The following is a 9,174-nucleotide window of genomic DNA, read 5'->3' on the forward strand; positions in this document are numbered from 1 at the left end:
GCGACGCCGATCGCGGATGGGAGGTCCGCAGCGCATACCACACGGCATACGCACACCACAACGACCACCCCACGTGCATGCTGGGCATAGCCGAATACAGGTTCTGGCCGTTCTCGGTCTCTCGTGAGGCATGGCCGCCCAGGATGTCGTGCTCGGCAATGATGTCGACGACACCCGGTAGGGCGAACCGTGGGGGCGACATGGGCAGCGCCCAGAAAACGGGCAGCACGAGGACGGCCATCGCGACGAGGGTCCGGCGGACCTTGACGTAGACATCGGCGTGCCGGACGAAGACCCACACCAGCACACCGATGATCGCGAGGTAGTACAAGCGGTAGTAGTACACCGCCGGCTGGGTGAGGGCTGGATGCTCGGTCAGCCACTGGTTCGCCCTCAGCGCGATGTCCAGGTGGAGGGCCCGCTCTATGGATTGCAGGGTCATGGCGTTGGCGGTGGCGGCTGCGACGTCCTTCCCGGCGGCGGCATGAAGTCGTGAAAAGAGCAGGATCACGAGCAGCAGGCCGGCCACTTCGACGAGTGGTGCCGGGCGCCCACCCATCCTCCCGACAAGTGCGGGACCGGGCACGTGAGACCAGACGCGAAGACCGGCCGGCGGCCACCTCACGTAGGCTCACGCGGGTCACACCAATTCACTCCGCTTCGGCATCCGTTCAGTTCGGTGCCGGCAGCGCCGTGCTCATGCGCTGCCTGATCCGGACCGAAGGCGAGACTCACAGCGCGGCAGCAGAGGGCTTGGGGGCCTGGCGTGCTGTTAAAACGAGCACGAGCCTCCTGGGCAGCGTGCGCATCAAGCCGGCGACGAGGGCCTTGGTGCGCCCCGACACGACGGTGGGGACCTTCTCTGCGCTCACAGAACATGCAAGGCTCTACGGTTTCCTGCCGAGGCCACAGAACCCTGCGACCTCAGCGGGTTCAGCGAAGGGGGTGGCTTCGGGGCGCCATCGCGACATCGATACCAGGCCGGGCTCGACCAGCTCCAGTCCATCGAAGAACCGCATGATCTCCTCACGGGTGCGGGGGGTGATCGGGACCGCGGCCTTCTCGTTGAACTCCGCTTGGGCTTGTGCGTTCGCGTCGGCGTCCGAGAGATCCAAGGTGGCGTGGGTGAGGGCCAGGTAACTGCCGGAGGGGACGGCATCCAACAGCCGGGCCACGATTGGGAGCGCTTCGTCGTAGTCGATGAAGTGCAGGATGCCCAGCAATATGATCGCGACCGGTTGCGTGAAGTCCAGTGTCTTTGCGGCAACCTCCAGGATCTTGCCGGGTTCACGCAGGTCGGCCTCGATGTAGTCGGTGACGCCAGACCGGCTGCTGGTGAGCAGAGCCCTGGCATGTACCAGCACGAGGGGGTCGTTGTCGACATAGACGATCCGTGATTCAGGCGCGGCCCGCTGGGCGACCTCATGGGTGTTGTCCATGGTGGGCAGACCGGTGCCGATGTCCAGGAATTGACGTACCCCCGCCTCGCCGGTCAGGTACCAGACCGCACGGCCCAGGAACGCCCGGTCGGTGCGGGCGATGTCAATGATTTCCGGGAAGACCCGGCGATACTGCTCACCGGCCTCCCGGTCGACGGGGTAGTTGTCCTTGCCGCCGAGAAAATAGTTCCAGACCCGCGCCGAATGCGGCACCGTGGTGTCGATCTGGGAGGATGGCTGGAGGTCGGGCGACTCGTCTGTCATGGGGTACCTCCTGTTACGTACGTCGGAATATCGGTCCATGGATTCACGGCTCCATATGCGATACACCGATCCTTCCACTCCAGCGATCATTTACCAGGCGTATTGATCAAGCTAAAAGATCTCCTCGCAGGCCGGTGACGCGGCCGGCAGGCGGGGGCGGGCCGCGAATGCGCAGGACCCCGCCCCGCGCATTCGCGCGCGGGCCGGGGCCGTGAATCCTCGTACGAGCGGCCCGCCGCCGGCGGGTCCCGCAGCGCCGGGGAGTGGCGGAGACGATTTCAGCCGGAGACGGGCGAAGGGCGGCCGCCGGGGGCAGGGGCGATCTCGGCGACGAGACCGGCCACGCGCTCGATGACCTCCTTCTGGTGCGGTTGCAGCTCATGTCCAGCGAATCCCGACACCACCGGCAGGAACGGGTCGGTGAACGGCTCCTCGCCTGCCAGGGCCTCCATCACCGCGAGTCCGCAGAAGGGCACGTAGACGGGGCTGTATCCGCCCTCGTGGGACATGGCGATCCGGCCATCGCACACCTCCTCGGCGACCTCCATGAGCCGAAGCGTCAGAGCCCGATAGCCATCGGTGGTGAGCATCTGCCGGGCCAGCGGATCCATCGCGCTCGCGTCGAAGCCGGAGGCGACCAGGATGAGCTCCGGGTTGAACCGCTTCAATGCGGGCACCACCACCTCGTCCATCGCCGCGAGGTATCCGCCGTCGCCGGTTCCGCCGGGAAGCGGGACGTTGACGGCGTATCCGAGACCGGCGCCTTCGCCCCGTTCCTCCACGGCTCCGCTGTTCGGCGGGAAGACGTTGTTCTGGTGCAACGAGATCGTCAGGACGTCCGGGTCGTCGTAGAAGGCCGTCTGTGTGCCGTTGCCGTGATGGACGTCCCAGTCCACGACGCCGATGCGCCCGACACCGAACACCTCACGTGCGTGCCGCGCGGCGATCGCCAGGTTGTTGAAGACGCAGAAGCCCATTCCCGATGCGGGGACCGCGTGGTGTCCCGGCGGCCGTACAAGGGCATAGGCATTGTCGACGCGGCCGTTCAGCATGGCCTCGACGGCGGCGATGACACCGCCCGCGGCGAGGGCCGCGATGTCGTACCCGCCATGGCCGAAAGGCGAGACGCCGTCCCCTGCGTCGCCGCCCTTCGGGAGCAGGCTCTCCGCCTTGATCCGTTCGAGGTGGTCTTCGGTGTGCACCCGTAGGATCTGTTCCTCCGTAGCGTGAACGGGGCGGATGCGCTCGAGCTTGTCGATCAGGCCGGAGACGACGATGAGTTCGTGCAGCCGCCGCTTTGTCTCCGCGTTCTCGAAATGGATGAACGGCTGCAGTCCTGCGGCGGGGTTCGCCGGGAGCAGGCCCACGCTGGTTCCCGTGTCATGCCACCCGAACAGCTCGTGGTAAACGTATCCCGTCGTCATATTTCTCCTTCCAAGCCGGAGGTCCACCGACCTCCGAACGTTGGGGTCAATGCAAGACGGGCGGCACGGGCCGGGGCATCAGTAGGAATGCTGAACTTCGCCGGTTACGAAGCTCCGGGCAGGGGTTGTGGCTGCGACGCAGCAAGACATACGGTTTGCCCAATTCAGATCTGTTCCATCCCCGGGAGTCGCGCATGCCGACGCACCGTCAGGTCGCCGTGGCCGCGGAGATCGGGATGCTCGCCGGCGACCCGGCCGTGGCCGCCGCTTCGGCACGTGCCCTCACCCTGCTGGCCGACCTGCTGCGCAGCGACGCCGCCTCCCTGGTGGGCGTCGATCCGGTGAAGAGAGACCATCGCCAGATCACGCAGATCGAATACTCGCCGGATGTCGCGCACTGCCTCGCGGTGGAATTCCCCCGGACGCCGTGGTTCGGGATCATGCAGAACGAGAGCCTGCCCCCGTCCATATCGACCGAACCAGGGCAGACCTTCCGTAAGGGATACTTCTACGAACAACACCTCCGGCCCGCCGGCTTCCACGACGGAATGACCGGGGCGCTACGTCGCAACAGCCGCTACATCGGCATGGTGCACCTGTCCAGCACGCGTCACGACACATACGACAAAGAGGCGAGACGGCTACTCGCTTCGGTGCTGCCGGCCTTCGCGGTCATGGCCGATGCGCTCGGGCGGATCGCCGGCCAGCCAGAGGTCCCCGAAACCGGGTCGGCGGCCCTGGTCAGCGCGAAGCAAATCGTCGAGCTGCCCGAACGTGAAGTTCCCGCGGTACTGGCGGACCCGACCTTCGGGCACCTCGTCGAGGAGTTCGACCGGACAGGCGGCCACCGCCTGCGATTCCTGTGGCCGGCCGGCCGTGACTGGAACCGCGTTACCGTCCACCGCGCTGTCGACGCCGATGGTGCCGTTCTCGTCCACGCCGCACCGGCCAAGATCCCCTACGGCCTTAGCTCGCGGGAGCTCGACGTCTTGACCCGCATGGCGATGGGCCTGTCGAACCGGGCGATCGCGGAAGGGCTGTTCCTGTCCCCGCGGACGGTCCACTCCCATGTGGCGCGCATCCTCCAAAAGACCGGAACGGCCGGAAGGTCGGAGGTCGCCGCGCTGGCCATACGCGAAAACCTCGTTCGGCCTGTGCCGGGCCTGCCGAGGTACCGGGGCGTCGGATTCTTCGTCGACCGTTTCGCCGGGTAGCCGCGCGGGTCGACGGAATCAGCCGTCCGTGCCGAGAACCTCGTTCACGTCTCTCGGACGCGGATGAGAGCCTGGTCCTGCAGCAGCGGCAGCCGAAGTACGAAGCGGGCACCTCGTGGAGAGTCCTCGATGTCGAGGGTTCCGTGATGGCCTTCGGCGCGCATTCGAGCAGGAGCGCGTGGACGAAGGCCTGCGGGAGGTTTCCGCGCGGATCGAGGGCAGCAGCAGAGCGCCGTCGAGCCGGAGGGCAGGTCATAGCCGTACTCCCCGGCGGCGACCTCACAGCGGACCGCGTTGCGTACGGTCAGGAGACCGGGCAGGTCGTCGGAGGAGACCGGCTCTTCCAGCCAGCGAATGTCCAGGTCGGCGGCTGCCGCGGCGACCCGGATGGCCTGCTTGGCGCTGTAGCCGCCGTTGGCGTCGGCGTACAGTTCCGCATCGGCGCCGGTGACGTCCCGGGCCAGTCGCAGCCGCTCAAGGTCCCGACTCTCCCGGCTCCCCCAGGCCTCGCCGATCTTGATCTTGACGCGGGGAATGCCCTGGTCGCCGGTCCAGTGGCCGAATTGTTCGCGCATCCGGACGGTGTCGTAGGTGGTGAATCCGCCGGAGCCGTACACGGGCACCCTGTCCTGGACGGCTCCGAACAGGCGGTGCAGCGGCAGGTCGAGTTGGCGCACCTTAAGGTCCCACAGTGCGCAGTCGACGGCCGAGACGGCCATGGAGCAGATGCCGGGGCGGCCGGCGTTTCGGATCGCGCGACACATGCGCTCGTGTGCGGCGGGCGGGTCCATCACGTCAACGTCGCGTACTTCGGGTTCGAGCAGCGCGGTGACCGTCCCGGCGATGACCGCCGGCCCGTACGTCCAGCCGATGCCCACGGACTCCTCGGAACTCGCCTCGACGAGGACCAGAGTGGTCGAGGTCCATTCGAGCGTGCCGTCGGCCTCGGGGGCGTCCGTGGGGATCGTGTACGCGGAGGCGACGAGCCGAATCACAGCAGCTCCGCGAGCAGTTCAGCGAGATGCCGGGCCCGTACCTCGGTGCCGGCCTCGATCTGGGTGCGGCACGAGAAGCCGTCGGCCAGCACGGTCGTGCCGGGGTGGGCGTCACGCACCGCCGGCCACAGCCCGAGTTCCGCGGCGCCGATCGAGACCTCGTAGTGGCCGCGCTCGAAGCCGAAGTTGCCCGCGAGACCGCAGCAGCCCGCGTCGAGCACCTCGACCTGGACGCCAGCGCGCCGGAACACGTCTTCGTCGGCCTCGAACCCCCAGATCGCGTGCTGGTGGAAGTGCGGCTGGGCGATGACCGTACGACTCGTTCCCGGCGGCGGCGCCGTGATCGCCTGTGGCGCCCGGTCGAGCAGGAACTCGGCCAGCGAACGGGTCTGCTCCGCCAGTCGCTCGACGTCCCGGTCGCGCGGCAGCAGCTCAGGAGCGTCAGCGCGGAACACCGCGGTGCAGCTCGGTTCAAGCCCGATCACCGGGACCCCGGCGCGCAACCGCGGCGAGAGCGCGCGGACGGTGCGGCGCAGCACCCGTTCCGCGGTGGCGAGCTGTCCGGTGGAGATCCAGGTCAGGCCGCAGCACAGCGGGACCGGTGGCATCTCGACCCGGAACCCGGCCGCCTCCAGCACGTGTACCGCGGCCTGGCCGATCGCGGGATGGAAAGGGCGGCCTGAAGGTGTGCTGGGCCCCGGACGCCGCGGCAGGGCGCAAGACCGCGCACCGGCTGTGGCCCAATGAGGGACTCCCCGGCGAGGCCGCTCAGCTACTTCCGCTGCCCAGGCACTTCGCCCAGCTCTCCGAGCTGGTCACCGAGGAGATGCTCGGCCGGAACATGCCCTGCGGCCCCGACCCGGAAAGCCATCTCGAGGCGATCAACGCCTTCGTCGACGCGGGCTACGACGAGGTGTACGTCAACCAGATCGGCCCTGACCAGGACGAATTCTTCGCCTTCTACGCCGAGCAGATTCTTCCCGAACTGACGAACTGAGATCGGCCCGGTCAGTCGATCACTTCGGGCAGGCCGAGCATCAGGCCGAGCGCCGCCACCCCGAGCACGAGCCACGCGACGTAGTCGCCGGCGTGCCCTGGATGCAGCACCCGCAGGCCGTGCACGATCAGGCGCAGCCTTCGCGTGCAGGACCATCCAGTAGGTTCCCCTTCCCTCAGGATCGGAGGAACTCCGGGTCGGCGCAGTTGTCCCAGCCGTCGGCACTGAGATGCCGCCACACCTGCTTTTCGAGAAAGTCGTCGTAGTCCTCTTGAGCCCGGTGGACCAGCCGGCCCCGCCAGAAGAACTCCAGCCGTTGTATCGCCGGTGTGGTCGAGCGCCAGTGCCCGCCATCTGTGCTGATGACGGTCAACTCCGTAGGTTCCAGCACCTTGACACCCCCGTCGTCGTAACAGGGGGTGGTCGGGGTGGCGAGACCGCCTGATCGTGTGTTCGCTCGAGGGGTGTTCCAGTCCACGCCCCTGATCTTGGGACCGGTGCTCATGTCGACGCGACTGTTGCACGTGAGGTAGGTACCACGCACTTTCAGCCTCCAGATGCCATCCGCATGCGGCCGCCAAGCCCCGGCGAAGGCACGACGACCTCGCATTCTGCCGCGAATCGCGTCGAAGTCGACGGCGTGGATCGGGGGAAGCTCACTGGCTGGTCCGGTGACCCTCACCTCGTCGAAGACGTATCGGCAGAACCGGGCCTTCCGGTACCCGGTGTTCGGGCCCCCACGCCAGATGATGTCCCAACGATGAGCCGGGTCGGACCGTCTTGTCCACACCGCGTCGTACTGGTCGCCATAGTCGTCCCAGAAATCGACCATGCCGATGCTCTTACCACCGCCGTATTGGATGTCGACGTGGCTTCGATCCGAGGCGAGGTGAATGTTGACCGGCACCCAGTACGATCCTCGATCGGACAGCAGCCGCTCGGTGATCCACTCCGCCTCGTCCCGGTCGATGGAGTGCCCGGCCCACGCGTGGATCCGCACGAAATCCGTGGTGATATTCGACATGGGCCTTCTTCCGAGCACGCGGCATCGTGCTCCGGGTCTGGTGGCGGTCTCGACGCCGGCGGAGCCCTGACTTCACCGTCCGGACAGGTCGCGAAGCAGCCCGACGGCCTCTCGGGCCCGGTCATGCTGGACGAAAACGTGGTCGTGATAGTACGCGGCGACGGCGTTGCAGCTGATTCCCGCTCGGGCCAGAGCGGTGGCGACGGCTGCCATCATGCCGACGGCTTCCAGCGACGAGTGGATCCGCAAGGTGATCCAAGCACTCGGGAACAAGCCCGCCAGCCCCGCATCGTCGGCCTGGCCACGCGGCAGGATCAGCGTCCGGCCCTCGTCCTCCTGGAAGGAGAGCACGGGATCGAGCCCTGGCGGCGCCGATGCCGCGTCCGGCAATGTGACGAAAACATACTCACCCTCGTGCAACTGCGGATCCAGCCCGGCCAGCAGCCGCCCCAGATCGGTCTGCCCGCTCATCCCGACACTCGCCCCCACCCGATCCCTTTCGACATGCCCATGCGGTCTGCGCGTCGCCGCCCGCAGATCCTCGTCCGGCCACGGGGCGGCCGGCTTCGTACACGGGCCTCGCCGCGCCTGCTGTACACCGTTCCCCACATCAGCCGTTCGGTTCGGCATAGAGACGGTAGTAGTGCCTACTACGTACGACGATGATGCCGTCCTGAACGGTGACGATCTTGGCAAGCGCGTCGTCGGCCCTTCTCATCGAGGCAGTCACCTTGGACCAGCAGGTCACCACTCAGCTCTGAGAACGTTGGATCAAAGCCGTGCGCTCGGGACACCACCCGGCCGTCGGCAGGGTCCATCACACGCGTTGAGCCGGCAGAGCCGACGACAAGTACCAACCGGCCGCCCATGTCTCGCTTCAGGATGTTCTTCCCGACCCATACGGGCGAGTCGAACCCGCCGGTGCGCAATTCGGCGGGGCCCAGCCTCCACCGTGGGCTACCGGTGCCCGTGTCGATACCAGCGAGATGAATCCTGCCCTTACCGTCCTCAGTGCACTCCTGCGGCACCACCAACGTGCCGGCAACGGCCACCGTCTTCTCGCGCCTGAGCGGCATCGTACAGTTCTTCGGATGGCGGAAGACCCAGCGCCGCCTCCCGTCGCCATGGGCCAGGCCGATCACAAGGCGGCGAGTGAGGAGGACAACGGTGTCCGCGTCAGCACGGCTCCCGCCCACGACAGGCCCTTCGTACTGCCCTGCCGCGCTCCGGGCGACCGCGCCCGCCAGGTCTTGGCGCCAGAGGATCTTGCCCGTGGCGATATCGACTCGGTCGATGCTCTCCACATCGCCTTCGGTGCCTTCAAAACCACGCTCGACGGGCGGCGACCAAGGGCCTCGCCAAGTGAGGTAAACATCACCGCCCTCGCGATCGAGTTCGATGCCCGCCAGGAATTTGCCGCGTCGGTGATACCACCAGTACGTCTTGCCGGTACGAATGCCGGTGGCCCGTACGTCGGAGCCCTTGTACAGCAGGTACACGCCCTTGAATACCAGAGGGCCTCCGTGGAGCATATCGATATCGCTCCGTCGTACGGTGGCCACCTGCCTTACCGATTCCCCTGCCGAGCGCGGCGGAGGGTCGGCGACCACCGGCGGAGGGAATGCCCGTACGGCCCGTTCATGCCGTCTTTGAGCACCTGATTGTGCTGCTTCGACCGCCCATCTGTCGCCGGTCGGGCCAATTGCGCGGCCACGACCGCGACTAGCAGCGTCACCACGACACCGACCGCCGCGATGCGACGCCGGCGCGCACTCGCCGGCGTCATGCCGGTCATGAGGGCCTCCATGAGGTCCGTA

At 67.2% G+C, this 9,174-nt stretch carries 11 protein-coding genes; 2 read left to right on the forward strand and 9 right to left on the reverse strand.

All coding sequences use genetic code 11. The annotated features are described in order from the left end of the window. From HKK72_RS31400 to HKK72_RS31410, 3 genes are all read right to left on the reverse strand, one after another. A partial coding sequence (locus HKK72_RS31400; RefSeq protein WP_187238062.1) for a phosphatase PAP2 family protein occupies positions 1-559 on the reverse strand: 559 nt, incomplete at its 3' end. A gap of 328 nt (positions 560-887) precedes the next feature. Then, positions 888-1,703 (reverse strand): SAM-dependent methyltransferase, encoded by an 816-nt coding sequence (locus tag HKK72_RS31405; RefSeq protein ID WP_187238063.1) that lies wholly within the window; start codon positions 1,701-1,703, stop codon positions 888-890. A gap of 278 nt (positions 1,704-1,981) precedes the next feature. After that, a complete protein-coding gene (locus HKK72_RS31410; RefSeq protein WP_187238064.1) occupies positions 1,982-3,127 on the reverse strand; it encodes a class II histone deacetylase in 1,146 nt (381 codons plus the stop codon). 194 nt (positions 3,128-3,321) lie between these two features. Between HKK72_RS31410 and HKK72_RS42495 the strand changes: the two genes are divergently transcribed. After that, positions 3,322-4,341: a helix-turn-helix transcriptional regulator gene (locus HKK72_RS42495; RefSeq protein WP_187238065.1), complete on the forward strand. Its 1,020-nt coding sequence runs from the start codon at positions 3,322-3,324 to the stop codon at positions 4,339-4,341. A gap of 44 nt (positions 4,342-4,385) precedes the next feature. Here the strand turns inward: HKK72_RS42495 and HKK72_RS31420 are convergent, their stop codons facing one another. Together HKK72_RS31420 and HKK72_RS31425 are read right to left on the reverse strand one after the other, a co-directional pair. After that, the gene (locus HKK72_RS31420; protein ID WP_187238066.1) at positions 4,386-5,336 is read right to left on the reverse strand and encodes an enolase C-terminal domain-like protein; all 951 of its coding nucleotides are present in this window, start codon (positions 5,334-5,336) and stop codon (positions 4,386-4,388) included. After that, positions 5,333-5,974 carry a (Fe-S)-binding protein gene (locus tag HKK72_RS31425; protein ID WP_187238067.1) on the reverse strand — a complete coding sequence of 214 codons (642 nt, stop codon included), beginning with the start codon at positions 5,972-5,974 and terminating at the stop codon, positions 5,333-5,335. Before HKK72_RS31425 ends, HKK72_RS31420 begins: the two co-directional genes overlap by 4 nt. A gap of 47 nt (positions 5,975-6,021) precedes the next feature. Between HKK72_RS31425 and HKK72_RS31430 the strand changes: the two genes are divergently transcribed. After that, positions 6,022-6,333: a hypothetical protein gene (locus HKK72_RS31430; protein WP_187238068.1), complete on the forward strand. Its 312-nt coding sequence runs from the start codon at positions 6,022-6,024 to the stop codon at positions 6,331-6,333. Positions 6,334-6,508: 175 nt separating this feature from the next. Here the strand turns inward: HKK72_RS31430 and HKK72_RS31435 are convergent, their stop codons facing one another. From HKK72_RS31435 to HKK72_RS40235, 4 genes are all read right to left on the reverse strand, one after another. Further along, positions 6,509-7,357 (reverse strand): hypothetical protein, encoded by an 849-nt coding sequence (locus HKK72_RS31435; protein ID WP_187238069.1) that lies wholly within the window; start codon positions 7,355-7,357, stop codon positions 6,509-6,511. Between the two features lie 72 nt (positions 7,358-7,429). Next, entirely contained in the window at positions 7,430-7,828 is a 399-nt protein-coding gene (locus HKK72_RS31440; protein ID WP_187238070.1) for an ACT domain-containing protein, read from the reverse strand. Between the two features lie 179 nt (positions 7,829-8,007). Then, positions 8,008-8,856 (reverse strand): PQQ-binding-like beta-propeller repeat protein, encoded by an 849-nt coding sequence (locus HKK72_RS31445; RefSeq protein WP_187238071.1) that lies wholly within the window; start codon positions 8,854-8,856, stop codon positions 8,008-8,010. Positions 8,857-8,924: 68 nt separating this feature from the next. Then, on the reverse strand, positions 8,925-9,174 hold a 250-nt coding region (locus HKK72_RS40235; RefSeq protein WP_222721372.1), incomplete at its 5' end, for a hypothetical protein.

Origin of the sequence: Actinomadura sp. HBU206391 (assembly GCF_014323665.1) — a bacterium.
In the GTDB taxonomy this organism is placed as follows: Bacteria; Actinomycetota; Actinomycetes; order Streptosporangiales; family Streptosporangiaceae; genus Actinomadura_C.

Coding starts and splice junctions, on each gene's coding strand:
- HKK72_RS31405 (WP_187238063.1), bottom strand. CDS start 1,703: ATGACAGACGAGTCGCCCGACCTCCAGCCATCCTCCCAGATCGACACC.
- HKK72_RS31410 (WP_187238064.1), bottom strand. CDS start 3,127: ATGACGACGGGATACGTTTACCACGAGCTGTTCGGGTGGCATGACACG.
- HKK72_RS42495 (WP_187238065.1), top strand. CDS start 3,322: ATGCCGACGCACCGTCAGGTCGCCGTGGCCGCGGAGATCGGGATGCTC.
- HKK72_RS31435 (WP_187238069.1), bottom strand. CDS start 7,357: ATGTCGAATATCACCACGGATTTCGTGCGGATCCACGCGTGGGCCGGG.
- HKK72_RS31440 (WP_187238070.1), bottom strand. CDS start 7,828: ATGAGCGGGCAGACCGATCTGGGGCGGCTGCTGGCCGGGCTGGATCCG.